The 19986-nt window shown below is 39.9% G+C and carries 23 protein-coding genes; 16 read left to right on the forward strand and 7 right to left on the reverse strand.

Annotated features, from left to right (window positions below):
* The first annotated feature begins 6 nt into the window (after positions 1 to 6).
* Positions 7 to 252 carry a SlyX family protein gene (locus EGT34_RS13530; RefSeq protein WP_000165735.1) on the forward strand — a complete coding sequence of 82 codons (246 nt, stop codon included), beginning with the start codon at positions 7 to 9 and terminating at the stop codon, positions 250 to 252.
* Positions 253 to 299: 47 nt separating this feature from the next.
* Here the strand turns inward: EGT34_RS13530 and EGT34_RS13535 are convergent, their stop codons facing one another.
* The gene (locus tag EGT34_RS13535) at positions 300 to 1310 is read right to left on the reverse strand and encodes a zinc-binding alcohol dehydrogenase family protein (protein ID WP_000648650.1); all 1011 of its coding nucleotides are present in this window, start codon (positions 1308 to 1310) and stop codon (positions 300 to 302) included.
* A gap of 99 nt (positions 1311 to 1409) precedes the next feature.
* Between EGT34_RS13535 and EGT34_RS13540 the strand changes: the two genes are divergently transcribed.
* The 10 genes from EGT34_RS13540 (at position 1410) to EGT34_RS13585 (ending at position 10363) form a co-directional block, all read left to right on the forward strand.
* Complete coding sequence (locus EGT34_RS13540; RefSeq protein WP_001029768.1) at positions 1410 to 1787, forward strand: winged helix-turn-helix transcriptional regulator; 378 nt, start codon at positions 1410 to 1412, stop codon at positions 1785 to 1787.
* A 147-nt stretch (positions 1788 to 1934) separates the two neighbouring features.
* Positions 1935 to 2384, forward strand: a complete 450-nt coding sequence (locus EGT34_RS13545; protein WP_000368721.1) for a hypothetical protein — start codon at positions 1935 to 1937, stop codon at positions 2382 to 2384.
* Between the two features lie 35 nt (positions 2385 to 2419).
* Entirely contained in the window at positions 2420 to 5056 is a 2637-nt protein-coding gene (gene topA / locus EGT34_RS13550; RefSeq protein ID WP_000024261.1) for a type I DNA topoisomerase, read from the forward strand.
* Positions 5057 to 5143: 87 nt separating this feature from the next.
* A complete protein-coding gene (locus EGT34_RS13555) occupies positions 5144 to 5902 on the forward strand; it encodes a hypothetical protein (RefSeq protein WP_000265764.1) in 759 nt (252 codons plus the stop codon).
* Positions 5903 to 6039: 137 nt separating this feature from the next.
* On the forward strand, positions 6040 to 6612 hold the full coding sequence (locus EGT34_RS13560) for an HdeD family acid-resistance protein (RefSeq protein WP_000859452.1): 573 nt from the start codon (positions 6040 to 6042) through the stop codon (positions 6610 to 6612).
* A 116-nt stretch (positions 6613 to 6728) separates the two neighbouring features.
* Positions 6729 to 8708, forward strand: a complete 1980-nt coding sequence (locus tag EGT34_RS13565) for an ATP-dependent helicase (RefSeq protein ID WP_000050361.1) — start codon at positions 6729 to 6731, stop codon at positions 8706 to 8708.
* Between the two features lie 73 nt (positions 8709 to 8781).
* Positions 8782 to 9021, forward strand: a complete 240-nt coding sequence (locus EGT34_RS13570; protein ID WP_000699342.1) for an RNA recognition motif domain-containing protein — start codon at positions 8782 to 8784, stop codon at positions 9019 to 9021.
* A 67-nt stretch (positions 9022 to 9088) separates the two neighbouring features.
* On the forward strand, positions 9089 to 9388 hold the full coding sequence (locus EGT34_RS13575; RefSeq protein WP_227503738.1) for an ASCH domain-containing protein: 300 nt from the start codon (positions 9089 to 9091) through the stop codon (positions 9386 to 9388).
* 80 nt (positions 9389 to 9468) lie between these two features.
* Entirely contained in the window at positions 9469 to 9972 is a 504-nt protein-coding gene (locus EGT34_RS13580) for a DUF6586 family protein (RefSeq protein WP_031972037.1), read from the forward strand.
* Positions 9973 to 10084: 112 nt separating this feature from the next.
* A complete protein-coding gene (locus tag EGT34_RS13585) occupies positions 10085 to 10363 on the forward strand; it encodes a hypothetical protein (RefSeq protein WP_000027403.1) in 279 nt (92 codons plus the stop codon).
* Positions 10364 to 10400: 37 nt separating this feature from the next.
* On the opposite strand, the gene EGT34_RS13590 is transcribed toward EGT34_RS13585, so the two are convergent.
* The 4 genes from EGT34_RS13590 to EGT34_RS13605 form a co-directional block, all read right to left on the reverse strand.
* Positions 10401 to 12110, reverse strand: a complete 1710-nt coding sequence (locus tag EGT34_RS13590; RefSeq protein WP_001119811.1) for a cation:proton antiporter — start codon at positions 12108 to 12110, stop codon at positions 10401 to 10403.
* 148 nt (positions 12111 to 12258) lie between these two features.
* Positions 12259 to 12414 carry a 50S ribosomal protein L33 gene (rpmG, locus tag EGT34_RS13595; protein ID WP_001205031.1) on the reverse strand — a complete coding sequence of 52 codons (156 nt, stop codon included), beginning with the start codon at positions 12412 to 12414 and terminating at the stop codon, positions 12259 to 12261.
* 12 nt (positions 12415 to 12426) lie between these two features.
* The gene (gene rpmB, locus EGT34_RS13600) at positions 12427 to 12663 is read right to left on the reverse strand and encodes a 50S ribosomal protein L28 (RefSeq protein ID WP_000048256.1); all 237 of its coding nucleotides are present in this window, start codon (positions 12661 to 12663) and stop codon (positions 12427 to 12429) included.
* A 167-nt stretch (positions 12664 to 12830) separates the two neighbouring features.
* Positions 12831 to 14279 (reverse strand): coniferyl aldehyde dehydrogenase, encoded by a 1449-nt coding sequence (locus tag EGT34_RS13605; protein ID WP_001088254.1) that lies wholly within the window; start codon positions 14277 to 14279, stop codon positions 12831 to 12833.
* Positions 14280 to 14391: 112 nt separating this feature from the next.
* On the opposite strand from EGT34_RS13605, the gene EGT34_RS13610 reads away from it, so the two are divergent.
* From EGT34_RS13610 to EGT34_RS13630, 5 genes are all read left to right on the forward strand, one after another.
* Positions 14392 to 15084, forward strand: coding sequence for a TetR/AcrR family transcriptional regulator (locus EGT34_RS13610; protein WP_000056618.1), 693 nt, complete (start codon positions 14392 to 14394; stop codon positions 15082 to 15084).
* 74 nt (positions 15085 to 15158) lie between these two features.
* Positions 15159 to 16022: a formyltetrahydrofolate deformylase gene (gene purU / locus EGT34_RS13615; RefSeq protein ID WP_001057506.1), complete on the forward strand. Its 864-nt coding sequence runs from the start codon at positions 15159 to 15161 to the stop codon at positions 16020 to 16022.
* Positions 16023 to 16413: 391 nt separating this feature from the next.
* A complete protein-coding gene (locus EGT34_RS13620; RefSeq protein WP_000083586.1) occupies positions 16414 to 17169 on the forward strand; it encodes an energy transducer TonB in 756 nt (251 codons plus the stop codon).
* A 44-nt stretch (positions 17170 to 17213) separates the two neighbouring features.
* Complete coding sequence (locus EGT34_RS13625) at positions 17214 to 17834, forward strand: MotA/TolQ/ExbB proton channel family protein (protein WP_001011664.1); 621 nt, start codon at positions 17214 to 17216, stop codon at positions 17832 to 17834.
* Positions 17834 to 18238: an ExbD/TolR family protein gene (locus EGT34_RS13630; protein WP_000885431.1), complete on the forward strand. Its 405-nt coding sequence runs from the start codon at positions 17834 to 17836 to the stop codon at positions 18236 to 18238. The genes EGT34_RS13625 and EGT34_RS13630 overlap by 1 nt, the downstream gene beginning before the upstream one ends.
* Before the next feature lie 60 nt (positions 18239 to 18298).
* Here EGT34_RS13630 and msrA read toward each other — a convergent pair whose 3' ends face one another.
* Both msrA and EGT34_RS13640 read right to left on the reverse strand, forming a co-directional pair.
* Positions 18299 to 18820 carry a peptide-methionine (S)-S-oxide reductase MsrA gene (msrA, locus tag EGT34_RS13635; RefSeq protein ID WP_001183413.1) on the reverse strand — a complete coding sequence of 174 codons (522 nt, stop codon included), beginning with the start codon at positions 18818 to 18820 and terminating at the stop codon, positions 18299 to 18301.
* 100 nt (positions 18821 to 18920) lie between these two features.
* Entirely contained in the window at positions 18921 to 19976 is a 1056-nt protein-coding gene (locus EGT34_RS13640; RefSeq protein WP_000551513.1) for a DUF4105 domain-containing protein, read from the reverse strand.
* Positions 19977 to 19986: the final 10 nt, after the last annotated feature.

The following is a 19986-nucleotide window of genomic DNA, read 5'->3' on the forward strand; positions in this document are numbered from 1 at the left end:
ACTTAAATGACTAAACCACCATATCATGATGATCAAGCGTCATTTTCCGCACCCATTGAAGATTTGCAAGTGCGAATTGCATTTTTAGATGATTTAGTTGAGGAATTAAATCAGCAACTCGCGATTCAAACTTTAGAAATAGCTGATTTAAAAAAACAAATGCAATTACTTTATCAACGTGTGGAATCTGCAGATTTATCAGAAGGTGTTGCACCTTTTGATCCATTAACGAATAAACCACCGCATTACTAATTAAAATGGCAAGCGTTACGCTTGCCATTTATTTTCAAAAGTGCAACTTAAAATCCGTGTAAAACGATTTTCCCTTTGGTTGAACCACTTTCAATTTGCTCATGAACCCGTGTTAAGTTTTCAGCATTAATTGGGCTTAAAACCTGAGTCACAGTTGTTTTGATTTTACCTTCATCCACCAGTTTACTGACTTCATTTAGTAGCGCACTTTGTTTTTCCATATCTTCCGTTTGGAACATTGAGCGCGTAAACATAAATTCCCAGTGAACTGAGACAGACTTAGATTTAAACGGTTTAATATCTAACTGATCAGGGTCATCAATAAGTCCAAAATGACCTTGTGGAGCAATTAACTCTACAATATCTGATAAATGTTGATCTGTTTCAGTAGTTGAGAATACATATAAAGGTGCACTTAATCCTAATTGTTTAATTTGTGCAGCTAAAGGCTGACGGTGGTCTAATACATAATCAGCACCTAGTTGTTCTACCCATTCTTTTGTTTCGGGGCGTGAAGCTGTAGCAATAATCGTGAGGTTAGTTAATTGCTTAAGAAGCTGAATGGTAATTGAACCTACCCCACCAGCTCCACCAATCACTAAAATAGTCGTATTAGCAGGCGCAGTCTTTGGAACTTGTAGACGATCAAATAACATTTCCCAAGCTGTGACTGCTGTTAAAGGAAGAGCCGCAGCTTCAGTCGCTTCTAAAGTTTTTGGTTTATGACCGACAATACGTTCATCAACTAATTGCAATTCACTATTACTGCCTTGGCGATTTAAAGCACCTGCATACCAAACCACATCACCAATTTTAAATTGAGTAACTTTATCGCCAATCGCTTCTACCGTGCCTACAGCATCCCATCCAAGTACTTTCCAACCAGATTGTTCAGCACTTACATTTTTACGTATTTTGGTATCGACTGGATTTACTGATACAGCTTGAACACGAACAAGTAAATCATGTCCTTTAGCTACTGGAGTGTCGATTTCAATATCTACGAGTGCCTCTGGGGATGTAATAGGCCCCGCTTTTTGATATGCCACAGCTTTCATAATCATCATTCCTCTTGTTGAGAGTTTGATCATAACGTAAGCTTAAAAATAGTGACTACAGACAAATAACGCTCATAGTGTCAAAAAGGATACTGTAAAATGGCAAAAGCTCGACATTCAAGTTTTGACTGCTCACCAGGTTGTTCAGTTGAGGCCGCAATCAGTTTGATTGATGGCAAATGGAAATGTGTCATTCTTTGGCATTTATTAAATGAAGGAACTTTACGATTTAATGAAATTCGTAAACGAGTTCCAAGCATTACACAAAGAATGCTGACCAATCAGCTTCGGGAATTAGAACAAGATGGCATTATTCATCGTGAGGTTTATCCTCAAGTGCCTCCTAAAGTGGAATATTGTCTAACTGATTTAGGGCGCGGGCTTGAGCAGATACTTCTTGCTTTAAAAACGTGGGGAGATGCGCATCTGGATCAGTTTGGTAAGTTAACTACTCTTGAAACTGAAAAGAGCGCCTAAATATTCTGCCTAGATTGTTAAAAATATCTATGAGGAAATGTTGTAGTTTTTAGCCTTGTCGGTTAATTGGACATTATTTTTATGATGTAACTTGCGTTTTCTGGTCAGCTTATGCAACTCTAATAAAAGAGATTAATAGGTTTTGCTATGGACAATATCGGAATTTGGGTTACCGTTATCATTGTTCTTTTCGTGCTAGGCTCCATTTTTGGTTTAAGAGTGAGTCCACGTGAAAAGGCGCTGGGAATTATGCGAGACAAAGCCCGCAAAATGGGGCTACATCCACGCGTAATTGCTGCACCTGAATGGACACATGTCCCGATGGCAACTGAAAAGCGTGCCAGCATGGTTGCTTACTATAGTGTATTGATCCCCGATGCTCGTTTACCGCTCATGCGTGCTCGCGTTATAGACGGAAAATTAAAAGTTGTGCAAGGCGATGAGAAATTTAATGATTCTCCCATTGCATTAAAAGGGATTTATGCTATTGATATGCAGGCAAACTGTGTAGGCCTTTATTGGGATGAGGAATCGGACCTGAAAGCTACGCAATTAGATGAGATGAAGGCTTATCTGTTGGCCTTGGCTGAAGCCTGATTTTTAAATTTATTGGTATAGGAATAACATTTTATATGGCGAATACCTCGCGCTCTGCATCTCAAAGCACAGCATCTTCTGCCTCTGCTGCACATAAACGTGCCTTAGTGATTGTGGAGTCGCCTGCCAAAGCGAAAACCATCAACAAATATTTAGGTTCGCAGTACATTGTTAAGTCTTCTGTAGGTCACGTACGTGACTTGCCAACAGGCGGCAGTAAAGCAACAGAGAAAAAGCCGGCTGCCCGGACCAAACTCACTGAGGCTGAAAAAGAACAAAAAGCGAATCAGGCTTTAATCAATCGTATGGGCGTCGATCCGGAACATGGATGGCAAGCGCATTACGAAGTTCTGCCTGGCAAAGAAAATGTTGTTGCTGAACTCAAGAAACTTGCTAAAGATGCAGATGCAATCTATCTCGCAACGGACTTGGATAGAGAAGGGGAAGCAATCGCTTGGCACTTACGCGAAGTGATTGGTGGTGACGATAGCCGTTATCATCGTGTGGTATTTAACGAAATTACTAAAAATGCCATTCAAGAAGCATTTAAACAGCCAACACGTCTCGACTTAAACCGTGTTAATGCACAACAAGCACGTCGTTTCTTGGACCGTGTAGTAGGCTTCATGGTTTCGCCATTATTGTGGGAAAAGATTGCCCGTGGTTTATCGGCAGGTCGTGTACAGTCTGTAGCGGTAAAGCTTGTTGTTGAACGTGAACGTGAAATTCGTGCTTTTATTCCAGAAGAATATTGGCAAGTCTTTGCAGACACTAAAGCTAAAAAAGATGACATTCGTCTTGAGGCTGTAAAACAGGCGGGTAAAACGCTTAAATTAAAAAATAAAGCTGAAACAGATGCCCTGTTAGATGTATTAAAAGGCGCTGAATATAAAGTTGCCCAGCGTGAAGATAAACCAACTAAGGTGAATCCAAGCGCTCCATACATCACGTCGACTTTGCAACAAGCTGCAAGTACACGTTTAGGTTTCTCTGTAAAGAAAACCATGATGTTGGCGCAGCGCTTGTATGAAGCTGGTTTCATTACTTATATGCGTACTGACTCAACGTTTTTGAGTGATGATGCTGTAAGTATGGTACGTGCACATATTGAAAGCCAATATGGCGAAAAATATTTACCAGCTAAGCCAAATCGCTATGGTAATAAAGCAGGTGCTCAAGAAGCCCACGAAGCTATTCGTCCATCAAATGTTGCGCTGACTGGTGATCAACTTGCTGGTGTAGAGCGTGATGCTCAGCGCTTATATGATTTAATTTGGCGTCAGTTCGTAGCTTGCCAAATGACTCCGGCAGAATATTTATCTTCAACTTTAACAGTTGAAGCTGGCAATGTGGAGTTAAAGGCAAAAGGCCGTACGCTTGTATTTGATGGCTTTACTAAAGTTCGTGGTGCCAACAAATCTGATGACGATATCATTTTACCTGCAATTAAAGTGGGCGAAATTTTAAAGCTAGAAAAGCTAGATCCAAGTCAGCATTTTACCAAACCACCAGCTCGTTTTACTGAAGCATCTTTAGTAAAAGAACTTGAAAAACGTGGTATTGGTCGTCCGTCGACTTATGCTGCCATTATTTCTACGATTCAAGAACGTGGTTACGTTAAGTTAGAAAATCGCCGTCTCTTTGCCGAGAAAATGGGTGAGATCGTAACGGATCGTCTTGATGAAAGTTTTAATAACCTAATGAATTATGCATTTACTGCAGATTTAGAAGGTCAGTTGGACCGTGTAGCAACGGGTGAGCGTAACTGGAAGGAATTGCTAGACACATTCTATGGTGATTTTAAAAAGCGTTTGACCAATGCTCAAGGTGAGCAGGGAATGCGTCGTAACCAGCCAGTTGAAGTACCAGCAGTACATTGCCCTGAATGTTCACGTCCAATGCAGATTCGTACGGGCACTACAGGCGTATTCTTAGGGTGTTCTGGCTATAACTTGCCGCCTAAGGAACGCTGTAAAGGGACCTTGAACTTAACGCCAGTTGAGTCTCTAGCAGCGTTATCTGATGATGATAGTGCTGAAACAGCAGACTTGATGTCAAAACATCGTTGTCCGAAATGTGGTACAGCAATGGACAGCTACGTCATTGATGGTGGCCGTAAGTTACATGTTTGTGGTAACAACCCGGATTGCGATGGCTATGAGCTTGAAGAAGGCGAGTTCAAGATCAAAGGTTATGATGGCCCAACCATTCCATGTGATAAATGTGATGGTGAAATGCAGCTTAAGACTGGTCGCTTCGGCCCATATTTCGCTTGTACAAGCTGTGACAATACTCGTAAAGTCTTGAAAAATGGTCAACCTGCGCCACCACGTGTAGAACCAATCAAGATGGAACACTTGCGTTCAACCAAGCATGATGATTATTTTGTGTTACGTGATGGCGCGGCTGGTCTGTTCTTGGCTGCAAGTAAGTTCCCGAAAATTCGTGAAACACGTGCACCAAAAGTTGCTGAGCTTCGTAGCGTAGCTGATCAACTTGATCCAAAATACCAGTTTATTTTACAAGCTCCAGATGTAGACCCTGAAGGTAACCCAACCATTGTGAAGTTTAGTCGTAAGAACCAATCACAATATGTGGGTTCTGAAACACCAGAAGGTAAACAAACCAAATGGAGCCTAATTTACCAAGACGGTAAATGGATTGAAGGCTAAATAAGACAGATAAAAAATGCTAGCTCAGCTAGCATTTTTTACATCTACAACAATAAAAGAAAATTTTAATTTTTATGGGGAAAAAGAATGTGGAAAAACATTCGGATTTTATGTCTATTAATTGTTTTATTAATCGTTGCAGTTCAAGCGTGGCGTGACCAAAACCAAGACTGGAATCAGCCTATTGTGGTGATATTACACCCAATAAATGCAGATGGCTTACAAACCACACAAGCTTATATTCATCAGTTACAAAACACTGATTTCCAGACGCTTAAAAGCTATTTAAGTGAATGGTCGCAACATTATCGGGGCCAATCAGCAAACTTTGAAATACGCTTGGGGCAACAGTTACAGCAGCGTCCGCCTGAGGTGCCACAAAATGCCGGTATTTTTCATGTGGTTTGGTGGAGTTTAAAGTTTCGTTTTTATGCCTGGCGACAACAACAGCCTGAAGATAATGGGGCATCACTCAAACTTTATTTAAATTATTACGATCCCAATTATCAAAAAGTTTTGGTGCATTCGACTGCTTTAGAAAAGGGCCGTATTGGTAGTGTTAATTTGTTTGCTACACGTGGGCAAGCATCACAAAATCAGGTTGTAATCTTTCATGAGCTATTGCATGGCTTTGGGGCAAAAGATAAATATGATTTAAAAACAGGTCAGCCCATATATCCATTAGGATATGCACAACCTGAAAAAGTACCTCTTTATCCACAAAAGCGAGCAGAAATCATGGGTGGTCGAACACCATTATCTGAGCAGACCAGCAAAATGCCAAATGATTTACAAGAAACCGTAATAGGTTTACCAACAGCCCAAGAAGTGGGGTGGCTGAAATAAAATTGTGGATAAATACTGTTTTATCCACATCAATTGTTAATAAACGATGCACATCTTATACAGACAATAAATGTGAAGTACATCACTATAATGACATTATATAAACTTCCTAATACCTGATAATAAGAGACGCCGTCATGAAAACTGTAGGTAATGATTTGGTTCGTAATCAGCTACATGCTGATCGTAAATGGTATCTAATATTAGGCTTTGTGCTCATTATTTTCGGTTTGGTGTTATTTAGCTCACTGCCATTTGCCACATTTTCGGTTGTTTTTCTGTTTGGTATTTTAATGATGGTGGGCGGTGTATTGCATTTAATTGCTGCCTTAAGTGTATTTAAAGGCGGTAGCCGATGGCTGTGGGCACTTTTTGGAGTGCTGTATTTAATGGCAGGCTATTATGCATTTTCTACGCCTGTTACTACGGCTGTGGTTTTAACAAGCTTATTATCAATTGCTCTAATTATTGCGGGTGTAATCCGCACTATAAATGCATTTTTACTAAGACCAATTGCAGGGTGGGGCTGGACCTTATTTTCAGGATTATTAACCCTCGCTACAGGTATTTTAATTTTAGTGTCTAAAGATTCTCCGTTTTGGGTGTTGGGAATGTTTTTGGCAGTAGATATTTTATTTCAGGGAATTAACTTTTTAGGGCTCGCTTCTGCGATTAAGCATTTACCTTCTAGCTCAAAAACAGTTTCTTAAAATAAATAATGAACAAAAGGGCACTTAGGGTGCCCTTTTTTGTTTTTAGTGAGCGAAGGTCCATCTCATGGCATGGGTCTGTTAAACTAAGCCTTGGTGTTTTAGCGATATGTGTTATGAGTCTTGCAAAGTTAATTAATGAATTAAATGCTCAGCAAAAAAAAGCAGCAACGACTACGGCTCAAAACTGTCTGGTTTTGGCTGGAGCGGGTTGTGGCAAGACGAAAACTATTGTTGCTCGCGCAGCTTATTTAATTGATCAAGGTTTGCCTGCAAATCAAATTCAGATTTTAACGTTCACCCGCCGAGCTGCGAGTGAAATTGTTGCAAGGGTTGAACAGCATGTCGGGGCGCAAGCTAAAGGTCTTCGTGCATCCACTTTCCATACCTTTTGCATGTATTTATTGCGTCGTAATCCGCAAGCGTTTGGTTTAACCCAATTTAGTATTATTGATCGTGATGATCAGTTACTCATGTTTCGCTTATTGAGAGGCAAAGACAAAGATAATGTTTTGCCTAAAGCGGCAGAGCTGTGTGATTTATATTCTTATGCCCGAAATACGCAATCTAAGCTTTCTGAAGCGTTACTCAAGCAATTACCTGAAGCATATGAATATAAATCACAAATTGCTGAGTTAATGAAAACCTATGAACAGCGTAAAAGAGAGCGTAATTTTTTAGACTATGATGACATTTTGTCGATCGTCGCTGTTCATTTACAAAACTCCGAAGCACTGACGAACTGGGTTGCTGGTTTCTGCCAAGCTTTGTTGGTTGATGAGATGCAAGATACCAACCCTTTACAGTGGGCACTTTTGCAGCCACTGATTGGTAAGGTGAAATTATTTTGTGTGGGAGATGATGCCCAGTCAATTTACGGTTTCCGTGGGGCCGATTTTGAAAACATTCATTCTTTTAAAGAACATATTCCAGATGCAGTGATTCATACTTTAGATCTGAATTATCGCTCGACTCAAGAAATATTAGATTTATCAAATTGGTTACTCGCTCACAGTCCAATCGATTACCAAAAACAGTTACAGGCACATCGTGGCAAAGGACAAAAGCCACAACTCCATTTGTTTGGTAATGAATTTGAAGAAGCCAACTGGATTGCACAAGACTTAATAGAGCGACACCAACAGGGCGCAAATTGGTACGACCATATGGTGTTAGTCCGCTCTGGTTACAGCGCACGCTATTTAGAAGGTGCATTTATTGCCGCTGAAATTCCGTATCGTTTTATTGGTGGTGTAAAGTTACTTGAATCAGCGCATGTAAAGGATGTGCTCAGTTTATTGCGTATTGTGAGTAACCCGCAGGATGACTTGGCTTGGATGCGCTTTTTAACCTTATGGGATGGTATTGGAGATGTGGGTGCTAGCAAGTTAGCGCAAGAGTTAATGAGCATTAGTGAGGTCGAAGAGCGTTGTCAGCGTTTGGAGCGTCATGGAAAAGTTCCTTTACAGGCCATTTTGATTTTGAAACAGCTTGATGTGCTACAGCAGCATGTTGAGGCAAGTATTGGTCTAGCACTTGATGCATTAAGTGAACAGTTAGAGCAAAACTATAAAACTAAAGACTGGTCACGTCGAGTTAGGGATTTTGACTTGGTTAAACAACTTGCGCGTAAACATGCATCTCTTGGTGAGTTTCTTGAAGAATATGTGCTTGAACCAATTTCAATTTCTGAAATTGAAAAAGCGGGTGATGATGATTTAGTGACCTTAATTACAATTCACTCCGCTAAAGGTGCAGAACAGAAAGTGTGTTATGTACCACATGTCTCACCAAACCAATATCCCTATGCGCGTGCACAGGGCGATTTTGATGAAGTCGAAGAAGAGCGCAGAGTATTGTATGTTGCATTAACACGTGCGGAAAATGAATTGATTTTGACGAAGCAAAATCTCAATACATGGTCACAAGACACGTATGACGAACAAGGCCGCAAAATCGAAAGCTATTTTCTAAATGATTTACCTGCCCATTTGGTTCAGGCCAAAATTCATCGTCAGGTGCCGCAGCCATTCGCCAAAAAACAATGGAATACTTCACGAACAGTAAACTTAGGTTTTGGTATCGATCTTGACTAAATTACTGTATAAGACACTGTGAATACTCAAATGTATATTGGCCTTTCTTTTGATGGTCAATGAAGGTTGGAAAATGAAAATATTAGTTCGTAATTTAGATCGTTCAGTGACTGAAGCTGAAGTTTTAGAGCTGTTTAAAGCTTATGGTAAAGTTGAGTCTTGTGTCGTTGTAACCGATAAAGATACGGGTAAATCAAAAGGCTTTGGCTTTGTCGAAATGCCGAATCCGCGTGAAGCCATTAAAGCAATCAAAGGTCTAAATACACTTAAAGTAAAAGGTTACGGTATTCGGGTTAAGGCAGCTGAAGAGTAAGGCTTTTATGCAACAATTTTTAGCTCTTTCTGTGGTTACTCCAAATGGAACCCGTATAGCTTAGGGAATAAAAACACTTGAAGTTCGTTCCTGGGTCCCTGCACAGCTGCCTCTTAAAGATCTATTCATTGTTGAGAACCAAAATTTTTTAAAGAATGATGGTGATGAAGAAGAGGGAGTTGCCGTCGCTTTGGTTGATGTTGATTCTATTCATGTTTGGCGAAACGATGAGATTGAACCTGCCTGTGCCTCTGGTTGGAGTGAAGGATATTTTGCTTGGGTTCTAAGTAATGTGCGTCCTATGAAGCGACAGTTGAAAATCCCGGCTAAACGTAAAATTTATCAAGTCTCTCTGGATTTACCATAAATAACGTTGATTTTATCAATGGAGTCGTTAAGCTAAGAATAGCCATATAGATGGCAATTTTAGAACAGGAAAGTTTAGTTATGTCACGTGTTGCTCGTTATCATGCCGATCGTACCAATCAAAAACTCTATTTTGCACGCCTAGCGTGTCAACAAGCAGAGCAAACTGATCATGTACAGCAGATACAAGCGTATCGTGAAGCAGCTGTATTTCATTTACATGGTGCAATGTTGGCATTTTTGCAAGAATTGGTACGTTATTACCGTTTAAATGACTTGCAACCGACATTAAAATCTATTGAAGAGCATATGGCGGCAAAAGGACAAGTTTCTCCGGAAGTTTCTGTTTTGCAGCAATTGGCAAAAGATGGCTTCGTTGCAGAATTAAAACGTGCTTACCGTATGTGCCAATATGCACCGGAACCAACTGAACCGACACCGGAAGAAGAAACTTCTTCTAATTTGATCATTAAAGTGACTCAGGGACCACAATCATGGTTACCTGATGTGAAAATTTTGCGTGAATGGCATAGAGAGTTAAGTCATTTAATTGATGGTTTTCGTAACGAAATGGTCGAGTTCTAAAATTAAACTATCTGAGCGCTTGAAATTTAATCCCAGTGCGCCTATATAAATAAGACGAGAGATGCAAAGTGCAAGGGTGCTTTGCCACCATGTTGAAACATGGAGGAAGTATATGTCTATACAGCAATTGAAAGAGTTATTTGGAAATCAAGAAGCAGTGTTGGAATTAGTCCAACTAGAAGGTGGTGAGCTCGCCTTGCGTAATGCTGGTTCTGAAAAAGAGCCCTTGGTTAAAATTCAGTTTAGTGATGAACTAAAGGCAATATTAGGTGAACAGACGCCTATAGTTGCACAACATATGATTCAAGCAGCTTTGTTTGGGCTGTTAGAAAAGCAGGTCAATGAATGGCAGGCTGAAGTTGTGGATGAGCAGCCTAAATTCTTAAGTTAAAAAAAGCGTACTCTTGAGTACGCTTTTTTTGTATGCATTAATGATGTGTGGACTGATGCGCAAGTTCGATTTGATTTAAAATATGATGGCTCATATTCTTAGCCATTTCTTCTTTCGCATAGAATACTTCACCAATGTGTTCGTCTCTAATCACTGCGGCTTCTTCTTTACTTTCTGCACAAATTAAAACCTGAATTTGAGGGTTCAATTGCTTCGCAATATCTACAATCCGATGAATATCTAAAATATCCATAGGTGAAATTACCAAGAGTCGTGCGTGCATGATATGTGCTTGAATTAAAACGCCAGGTTCGGTTGCTACACCACTTACAGCTGCAATATTTGCCTGACGTAGTTTTTCTACGATTTCACGATTCTCTTCTGCAATTACGACTTTAATATTTTGATTAATTAAATTTTCAGTAATACGTCGTCCAACGCCACCATACCCTACAATCACCACTTGATCGCGTAGATAAGATTGATCGACTTCATCGGGTAGCATGGCTAATGGGTCGCCACTACGTTCAAGAAGTCGTGCTAAATGAGAGCGTTCACGAATCCAACGTTGTACCGGCTCAATTGCCGAGAAGATGAAAGAGTTCAGTGTAATTGAGAATAATGCGCCTGCTAAAATTAGGTTTTGAGCTTCTAGAGTTAATAGACCTAAAGAGACACCAAGGGTAGCCAAAATAAATGAAAACTCACCAATTTGAGCAAGGCTGGCCCCGACTGTTAAAGCAGTATTGATTGGATAGCGGAAGAATAAAACCAAGGCCATTGCAGCAAGTGTTTTACCCACCATAATAATTGCGATAACAGCCAAGATATGTAGTGGACGTTCAATAAGAATATGTGGATCAAACAACATCCCTACTGAAACGAAAAATAAAATCGAGAAAATTTCACGTAGTGGTAGCGTTTCTTCTTCTGCGCGATGGCTAAAATCTGATTCTTTAACAACCATTCCGGCAAAGAATGCCCCTAATGCCATTGAAACTCCAAAGATGGCATAAGAACCATAGGCAATCGATACAGCAGCAGCGACTACAGTAAGCGTAAATAGCTCTCTTGAACCTAAGCGAGCAACAAACTGCATAATAATAGGCACAACGCGCTTACCGACAATCAGCATAAAGGCGATAAAGCCAATAACCTTTAATAGGGTGATTCCAAGAGTTAGCCAGATGTTACCTTCTGTGCCTGCTGGAGCTTTTCCGCCAAGTAAAACAGCTGTAGCTGGAAGAAGTACTAAAACAAGTACCATGACTAAATCTTCAACTAACAGCCAGCCCACAGCAATTTTGCCGTTTACAGAATCTAGCAGACCACGGTCTCCCAAAGCTTTTAATAATACAACTGTACTCGCACATGACAGGCTTAAGCCAAAAACGAGTGCGGAGCCAAAGCTCCAGCCCCATAACATTGAAACGCCAATACCCAGTAAAGTTGCAACAGCAATTTGTAAGATTGCACCTGGCAAGGCAATGCGGCGAACAAGTAAAAGATCATTTAAGGAAAAATGCATACCAACGCCAAACATGAGGAACATTACACCAAGTTCAGCAAGTTGGTTTGCAAGATGAATATCTGCTTCAACACCAGGAGTATTAGGACTAATAATAATTCCGGCAATGAGATAGCCAATAAGAGGGGGAAGTCGTAGTCGGGCGGCAATATAGCCAAAAAACAGGGCAACGCCGAAACCAACAGCAAGTAAAATAATTAAATCTACGTCATGCGGCACTAAAAACTCCTTTTACGTGAGTTAGGCTAAAGACAAGCATAAAAAATGCCAAGGCGGAATATGTGGAAAGTTTAACAAAAAGGCTGGTATAAAAAAAATGCAAAAAAAAAACGACTTCATAAAGAAGTCGTTTTTTTCGAGGCTAAAATTATTTGATTTTAGCTTCTTTGAAAATCACGTGTTGACGGATTTTTGGATCAAATTTTTTGATTTCCATTTTTTCCGGCATAGTACGTTTGTTTTTAGTCGTGGTATAGAAGTAACCTGTACCAGCTGAAGAAACGAGGCGAATCTTATCACGCATTGCTCAGACTCCTTAGATCTTTTGACCTTGAGCACGAAGGTCTGCAACAACCTTTTCGATACCCAATTTGTCAATAATACGCATACCTTTAGTGGTTAAACGAAGACGTACAAAACGTTTTTCGCTTTCTAACCAGAAACGGTGGTGGTGCAGGTTCGGCTCGAACCGGCGCTTGGTTTTGTTGTTGGCGTGTGAGACGTTGTTACCAACGACTGGACGCTTGCCGGTAACTTGGCAAACCTTAGACATGGTGTAACTCCATTGATTTAGCCAACAGCAAATCTGTGGCCAGTCATACTAAATGTAAACGGATGAATTCATTCAAGGGGCGTTTTATACCAAAAATACGATTAAAAGACAAGCGAAATTGGTAAAAACGAGGCATGATCTAGTATAACAGATCATGCCTTGATCAGTTAACGCAACAAGGTTTTCGAAATGAAGCGATGAATCGGTTTATTGAACGGCGGAAGAATATATTTCAAGCTATAAAGTTTTGGATTTGACATGACCGAACGTTCATGTGAAAGCCCAAAAAAGCCCTCCGGTCCGTGATATTTACCCATACCTGACGCACCAATACCGCCAAAAGGTAAATCATCTTGTGCTACATGGGTAATCACCATGTTAATTCCGAAATGCCCTGAATGAGTATGTTGAGAGATATAATCAGCGCGTGCCTGATCATAATCAAAATAATACATTGCTAAAGGACGTGGTCGACTATTAATAAATTCGATGACTTCTTCTATTTGGTCATATTCTAAAATTGGTAGAACAGGACCAAAAATTTCATTTTGCATAATATCCATTGCAGTTGTTACACCAGTAACCAGAGTCGGTGCAATTTTGCGGACATCATCTAAAATTTCATTTTGAGGATTAATTTCAATAATACGAGCACCCTGATCACGGGCATTTTCTAGATAGCCTTGAATACGGTTGTACTGCTTATCATTAATAATAGAAGTGTAGTCTTGATTGTTACGGAAATGAGGATACATTCCAGCCACAATCAATTTAAAGTTTTCAATGAACTCGGCAGTTTTACCACGCGGCAAGAAAATATGGTCTGGCGCAACGCAAGTTTGGCCTGCATTCCATAATTTACCCACAGCAATACGCTGTGCGACATCTTTCATGTCTACGGAAGCATGTACAAGCGCAGGGGATTTACCCCCCAACTCAAGAATGACTGGCACAAGGTTTTGAGCTGCAGCCGCCATGACTGTTTTACCGACAGAAGTCGAGCCTGTGAAAATCATTTTGTCAAAAGGCAGGTGACTAAACGCATCAGAGATCACACCACCGCCATTAACCACAGCAACCAATTCTTGTGGAAAAGCTTCAGAAAGTGCATTTTCAAGAACTTGTCCAAAATTTGGAGAAGCACTCGAAATTTTGATCATGGCATGGTTACCAGCTGCCAAAGCACAGATGAGTGGGCCAACGGAAAGTAGTAATGGATAGTTCCAAGGTGTAATAATGCCAATAACACCCATTGGTTGATATTGTACCCAACCTTTTGCTGGCTGATGTAATACACTGATATGGCGTTTTGATGGTTTCATCCATCCGGTCAGGTTCTTACTGTAATACTTGATTTGTTCAAGACAGGTAAGTAACTCACCAATTTTGGTTTCCATAATGGCACGATTGCCATAATCAAGGTTAATTGCTTCGGCAATCTGATCTTGATATTTTACCAAGACTCTTTTAAGACGGGCTAAACGATCAATACGCTCTTTAGCAGTGGGTACCGGATGACGTAAGTAGGCAATCTTTTGCTGCTCAAGCAAATCATGTAAATGCTTAACATCATAAGGAACCTGAGTCTCTGGATTTGTTTTTGTTTGACTGTTCATCGGTACTTACCAAATATACTGATATACTTATTTTTTAGAGTAAATACTCTAAAGAGTCAAGTTGGTTTCTGTGTACAAGTCTTAACCATATGAATTAACGAAGGTTATTAAAATGTCTCTACCTAAAGCTCTGAAGACAAAAGACCGGATTTTACAAATCAGTTTGCAGCTTTTTAATGAGCGTGGCGAACGGTCTGTCACTACCAATCATATTGCTGCAGAGTTGGGGATTAGTCCTGGAAACTTGTATTATCACTTTCGAAACAAGCATGAAATCATTAAGGAATTAATGCACCAATATCAGGTCGAGACTTTAGAAATGCTCTCTTTACCTGAGGACAGACCATTAACGACCAATGACAAAATTAATTATTTTCAGGTGCTCAGTGGTCAGCTATGGAACTATCGTTTTATCCACCGCGATGTTTATCATTTAGTTGAAAGTAACGAAGACTTTAAAAAGATCTATCCTCGATTCGCAGGGCAGGTCATGCAGCAAGGGCAAAGAATTTATCAGGCCTTTGTTGATGCTGGGCTTATGAAAATGACACCTTCGGAAATTGAAGCGCTCATTATTAACCTCTGGATTGTCTTAACCAACTGGACCAACTTTCTATATATGTCCGGACACATTAGTGACAATAACCACCTTGAAGAAAAATGGGTTTGGCAAGCTTTACGGCAAATGGTTTTTTTAGAAGGCCCTTATTTAATGGGGGAAAGCCGCGCGACTTATGAGCAATTATTGGAGTCGCTTGGACCTTCGGATCTTTTTGCCAGCTTATCGTCCCTAAAAGATGAATAGTTGTGCTTGTTTATTTAGAGCGCTAGAATACTCGGCTTATCAAAATTTTGTCTCAATTAAGTGATATTAACCAAATGAATATGACCACTGCCAATACAGCCCGTTTACTGATTACTTGTGAAGACAAGCCTGGGATCGTACAGGCTGTATCGAGCTTTTTGTACCATCAGGGTGCAAACATTACCGCGCTTGATCAGTATGCGACGGAAGCTCAAGGCGGACGTTATTTCATGCGTGTTGAATTTGAACTTGATCATTTACAGTCTCGTAAAGATGCTTTAATTCAGACTTTCGCAGCAAATGTAGCGGAACGTTATGGCATGCAATGGCGTCTTGCTTTTGTTAATGATATTAAAAAGGTTGGTATTTTAGTTTCTAAAGTTGACCATGCTTTGCTTGAGCTATTGTGGCGTCATGCACGTGGTTCTTTACCGTGTGAAATTACCCACGTAATTTCTAACCACGAAGATTTACGTGAAGCGGTTGAAAACTTTGGTATTCCATTTACAGTCATTAAAGTAACTAAAGACAATAAAGCAGAAGCTTATGCTCAAATTCATGAAATGATGCAAGGCAATGACTTGTTAGTTCTAGCGCGTTACATGCAGATTTTAAGTGAAGATTTCGTTTCTAAATGGGAAATGAAAATTATCAATATTCACCACTCATTCTTACCTGCTTTTGTGGGCGCAAACCCATACAAGCAAGCATATGAAAAAGGTGTAAAGTTGATTGGTGCAACAGCTCACTATGTGACTGCTGACTTAGACCAAGGCCCAATTATTGAGCAAGACGTTGAACGTGTGAGCCATGATTATAATGTTGAGCAGTTACGTGAGCTTGGCGAAGATGTTGAACGTAATGTATTAGCTCGTGCTGTTAAATGGCATTTAGAAGACCGAATTATTGTAGATGGCAATAAGACTGTTGTTTTCTAACAACTTATATTCCTTTAAAAGCATGCTTTTGAGCGTGCTTTTTTTATGGCTAAAATAAATTTAAAATGTTATAACATAACTAGAGTCTGTTGCTCTATAGAATACTTTTAATATCTAGCTACTTAATTATTTTTTAAGCTGAGCGCGATCTGATAAGTGAAAATAGGGAACTTACAAATTTTAGTGCGTTGTCTAAGCATGAGAAAACTAAGGTGATATCACTTTATCAAGTTAGACCTCGCGATAATGAGGAATGTTTTCATAAAAAAGTAGTTGCAAATGAAAACACTTCTCATTTATTATTGTGGCACTTTATTGTTCTATCCGATGTTTGAAATCGTTTCTATAAATTGAAAACCGAAATCATCATCCATTAGGTAATTAGATTCTTATGAGTCAATCTTCCGCAGCCTTAAACTCTCCCAATCCGATGAAAAAGAAAGTCATCACGGCACTAATTGCGGTTGCAATTGGTCATATCGGGGTCTTATGGGCAGTCAGCCACATTAAGCCTGCTGAACTAAAGCCAATTGAAAAGAAACCTTTACAAGTCCGTTTTGTAAAAATTCAAGAGCAACCAAAACCTTTACCACCAAAACCAAAAGAACCGCCTAAAAAGCCGGAACCTAAAAAAGAAGTGAAAGAGGTTAAAGTTGTCGAGAAACCTGTAACTCCACCTAAGAAAGTGGAAAAAATTCAGCAGGTCAAAAAGGCTGAAACACCTAAAGAAACAGTAAAAACAGAACCTAAAGTTGAACCGAAAATAGTAACGCCAACGACTACTGTGACTGAAAAAGTCGTTGAAAAGCCAAAGCCAGTGGTTCAAGAAGCACCTAAAGCTCAACCTGCTCCAGATCCATCGCCAAAACGCGTTTCAATTGGTGGTTCGGGTGTACAGTGGAGCCGCTCACCACGTTTGACTGTTTCACCAAAAGATTTACAGGGCGAAGCACGCTCGGTTGTTGTACTTATTGAAGCCGATGAGAAAGGCAAGATTACTAACGTGCGCGTAACCCGTAGCAGCGGTATTCCAAGTCTAGATGACAAGGTAGTCCGTGCTGTACGTAGTGCAAAATTTAAACCTTATATGGAAAACGGTGTTGCTTATCCAATTAAAGCAGAGCAACCGTTTGACTTAACCCCTTAAACGAATTTGAGTCCCAACGGCTAACCTTAATCAGGAGTTCGAATATGAACTTTTCAATCTATTGGCAACATGCAGATGCAGTGAGTAAAACCCTGTATTTCATCTTATTGGCAATGTCGATTGCTACCTGGACAGTTTTCATCTTACGTTTGATGGGGACTCGCCAACTAAAACAACAAGCTTATGCTCAACTCTCTCAGGCTATTACTTCGCTCAAAGCAAAGTTACAACCTTTGAGTTTTGAACAACGTAAAGCAGTTGCAGAGCAAGCATTATTGCGTCAGATTTCTGCTGAGAAAGCCAATGCTGATAAAGGTATTTCAGTTTTAGGAACAATTGCTTCAATTGCACCATTCGTTGGTTTGTTTGGTACAGTATGGGGTATTTTCCACGCGTTAGTTGCTGTTGGTAAGAGCGGACAGGCAGGTTTAGCTCAAGTGGCTACACCAGTAGGTGAAGCACTTATTATGACTGGTCTTGGTCTTGCAGTTGCGATTCCAGCGGTATTGGCTTATAACATCTGTGTACGTGCGAATCGTGGCCTTGCTCATGATTTACAAGATCAAGCACACAGTTTGTTAATCGACACCATGTTGCAGCAAGACTCAACTGTAAAGTCTGATGTTAAAACTGCACAGCAAAGTTATGTTGGAGGTCAAGCTTAATGGCTTTTCAATTGGGTGAAGACCACGATAGTGGCATGAATGAGATGAATCTCATTCCGCTAATCGACATTATGTTGGTGTTAATGATCATCTTTTTGGTCACAGCAACAGTTGCCAACCCATCGATTCCATTAACGCTTCCTAAAACAACTGCTGAAATTATTGATCCACCACCAAAAGCAATTACGATTAGTATCAATGCAAATGGTGAAGTGGCTTGGGATACTCAAGTAATTAGCCTTGATGAGCTTCAAAAACGTTTCCAAGAAGCAGGTCAAGGTGCAGTTAAACCGACAGTTCAACTTCGCGCTGATAAAGAGTCGAAGTACGATACTGTTGCTCAGGTAATGTCTCGCGCCAGTGAAGCCGGACTGAGCGATATTGCCTTTGTAAGTGAAAACTAAAATCTAGTTTCACGTAATAAAAAAGCAACCAATTCGGTTGCTTTTTTATTTTCTCATTTATTAATTTTTCATGAGATGTTGAAATTTACTATGTAACTTTAACAGCTTAGGTGGAATTGCAAAGTTGCAGTAACCTTGTGAAGGGTTTTTTTCATAGTAATTTTGATGATAGTCTTCTGCCGGATAGAATGTAGGAGCAGGAGATAATTCAGTCACAATATCAAGATCGTCATCTTTTAACGTCTGAATGGTGTGTTCTGCTGCCTGCTTTTGCTCTTCATTAAAATAGTAAATAACAGAGCGGTATTGAGTACCAATATCATTACCTTGGCGGTTTAAAGTCGTTGGATCATGCGTTGCAAAGAACACATCAAGTAACTGAGAATATGTAACTTGTTGTTCATCAAAGTCGATAAGAACCACTTCAGCATGCTGAGTGTCACCTTGACATACTTGCTCATAAGTTGGGTGAGTTGTATGCCCACCAGCATAACCACTTGTTACTTTTTCTACACCACGTATTTGTAAAAATACGGCTTCGACGCACCAAAAACAGCCGCCGCCAAATAATGCCTGTTGCATTGTTTTTTCCTCTATTTCCTGCCTATTACAATAGGGTTTATCTAGTTAGATTACAAAGTAAAGCGTGTATAAAAAAGTAAAGAAAAGTGCATTACTTATTTCATTTTACTTTAGGTAAACCCTGTCGAACAATTTGAGAGAAATGCTCACTGCTTTGGTCTGCAAATTGTTCAAAATGTTCAGTACGTCGGTTAATGTGTGCAATTTGGTACCACTGTTTCAAGCTAATATTTTGATCGAGTGCTTTAAGATCATATAAATAATTAGGTAAGTAACCAGAGGCAATTAACCGATAATCTTTAGGAAGCTGATATGGGTTAATGGCTTGAACCATATCAAAAATTAAAGTTGTACAATTACTTGTGAGCGTATTGTACCACTTTGGTTCTGCGCGTAGTTCATCTGCTTTTTTAAGATATTCTAAAAATAGCGCTTTTTGCTCAGAGCGAGGCATATTGACCGGGAAATTATAAACTTGCTCTTTACGGATATTGCTACGCGTGTAGACAATATCTTTTTCATCAGATGCAATTAAGCTCAGTTCATATTTTCTAAAGAAACCGCCAATTGCTGAAAACTCTTCAGTCTTTTCTTTTCGAATTTCGATCGAAAAAACTAAAGGTTGTTGATTTTTAAATTCGAAACTGACTAGCGTATGGGCAATTTGTGGCCCCATCCAGTAAGAGGTAATGATATTTATGCCATTTAACTGGTTCAGGTCAAAAGTACGGGTTTCCCAGCGGACATCATAGGTTCCATCAGGATGCCAGTTGAAGTTACGGACATTATGCAAAGTAATAACATCGCCGTGTTTTTCGTAACTTAGCATATTGGCAACTTCAGGGTTCCAGTCACGGTCTTGACGTGCAGTAATCGAAAAGTACCAAACCAAAGAGCAGGCAAAAGCTAATAGGTAGATTAAAACGTCTGTACGACGGCTAATAATATGCCCATTAAAATATAAACCCGCCATACTTAAAGCAAAGGCAATCCATATGCCAATAATAATACGGCTGCCTAACCAGCCAAAAGGTTGTTGGACCCATAGGGCTAAGCATACCCAAATGCTGGAAAGCACAATAAACAACGTGAATAAACTATGTAAAGCGCCGAAGAGGAGGGCGATAATAAATTCACGTGTTCCGATATTGTGCATAGGCGACCAG

Origin of the sequence: Acinetobacter sp. FDAARGOS_558, assembly GCF_003937785.1 — a bacterium.
GTDB classification, from domain to species: Bacteria; Pseudomonadota; Gammaproteobacteria; order Pseudomonadales; family Moraxellaceae; genus Acinetobacter; species Acinetobacter baumannii.

Bases quoted from the DNA above. Each gene is read 5' to 3' on its own strand.
- EGT34_RS13530 (WP_000165735.1), top strand. From the start codon at position 7: ATGACTAAACCACCATATCATGATGATCAAGCGTCATTTTCCGCACCC.
- EGT34_RS13535 (WP_000648650.1), bottom strand. From the start codon at position 1,310: ATGAAAGCTGTGGCATATCAAAAAGCGGGGCCTATTACATCCCCAGAG.
- EGT34_RS13540 (WP_001029768.1), top strand. From the start codon at position 1,410: ATGGCAAAAGCTCGACATTCAAGTTTTGACTGCTCACCAGGTTGTTCA.
- EGT34_RS13545 (WP_000368721.1), top strand. From the start codon at position 1,935: ATGGACAATATCGGAATTTGGGTTACCGTTATCATTGTTCTTTTCGTG.
- topA (WP_000024261.1), top strand. From the start codon at position 2,420: ATGGCGAATACCTCGCGCTCTGCATCTCAAAGCACAGCATCTTCTGCC.
- EGT34_RS13555 (WP_000265764.1), top strand. From the start codon at position 5,144: ATGTGGAAAAACATTCGGATTTTATGTCTATTAATTGTTTTATTAATC.
- EGT34_RS13560 (WP_000859452.1), top strand. From the start codon at position 6,040: ATGAAAACTGTAGGTAATGATTTGGTTCGTAATCAGCTACATGCTGAT.
- EGT34_RS13565 (WP_000050361.1), top strand. From the start codon at position 6,729: ATGAGTCTTGCAAAGTTAATTAATGAATTAAATGCTCAGCAAAAAAAA.
- EGT34_RS13570 (WP_000699342.1), top strand. From the start codon at position 8,782: ATGAAAATATTAGTTCGTAATTTAGATCGTTCAGTGACTGAAGCTGAA.
- EGT34_RS13580 (WP_031972037.1), top strand. From the start codon at position 9,469: ATGTCACGTGTTGCTCGTTATCATGCCGATCGTACCAATCAAAAACTC.
- EGT34_RS13585 (WP_000027403.1), top strand. From the start codon at position 10,085: ATGTCTATACAGCAATTGAAAGAGTTATTTGGAAATCAAGAAGCAGTG.
- rpmG (WP_001205031.1), bottom strand. From the start codon at position 12,414: ATGCGTGATAAGATTCGCCTCGTTTCTTCAGCTGGTACAGGTTACTTC.
- rpmB (WP_000048256.1), bottom strand. From the start codon at position 12,663: ATGTCTAAGGTTTGCCAAGTTACCGGCAAGCGTCCAGTCGTTGGTAAC.
- EGT34_RS13605 (WP_001088254.1), bottom strand. From the start codon at position 14,279: ATGAACAGTCAAACAAAAACAAATCCAGAGACTCAGGTTCCTTATGAT.
- EGT34_RS13610 (WP_000056618.1), top strand. From the start codon at position 14,392: ATGTCTCTACCTAAAGCTCTGAAGACAAAAGACCGGATTTTACAAATC.
- purU (WP_001057506.1), top strand. From the start codon at position 15,159: ATGAATATGACCACTGCCAATACAGCCCGTTTACTGATTACTTGTGAA.
- EGT34_RS13620 (WP_000083586.1), top strand. From the start codon at position 16,414: ATGAGTCAATCTTCCGCAGCCTTAAACTCTCCCAATCCGATGAAAAAG.
- EGT34_RS13625 (WP_001011664.1), top strand. From the start codon at position 17,214: ATGAACTTTTCAATCTATTGGCAACATGCAGATGCAGTGAGTAAAACC.
- EGT34_RS13630 (WP_000885431.1), top strand. From the start codon at position 17,834: ATGGCTTTTCAATTGGGTGAAGACCACGATAGTGGCATGAATGAGATG.
- msrA (WP_001183413.1), bottom strand. From the start codon at position 18,820: ATGCAACAGGCATTATTTGGCGGCGGCTGTTTTTGGTGCGTCGAAGCC.
- EGT34_RS13640 (WP_000551513.1), bottom strand. From the start codon at position 19,976: ATGCACAATATCGGAACACGTGAATTTATTATCGCCCTCCTCTTCGGC.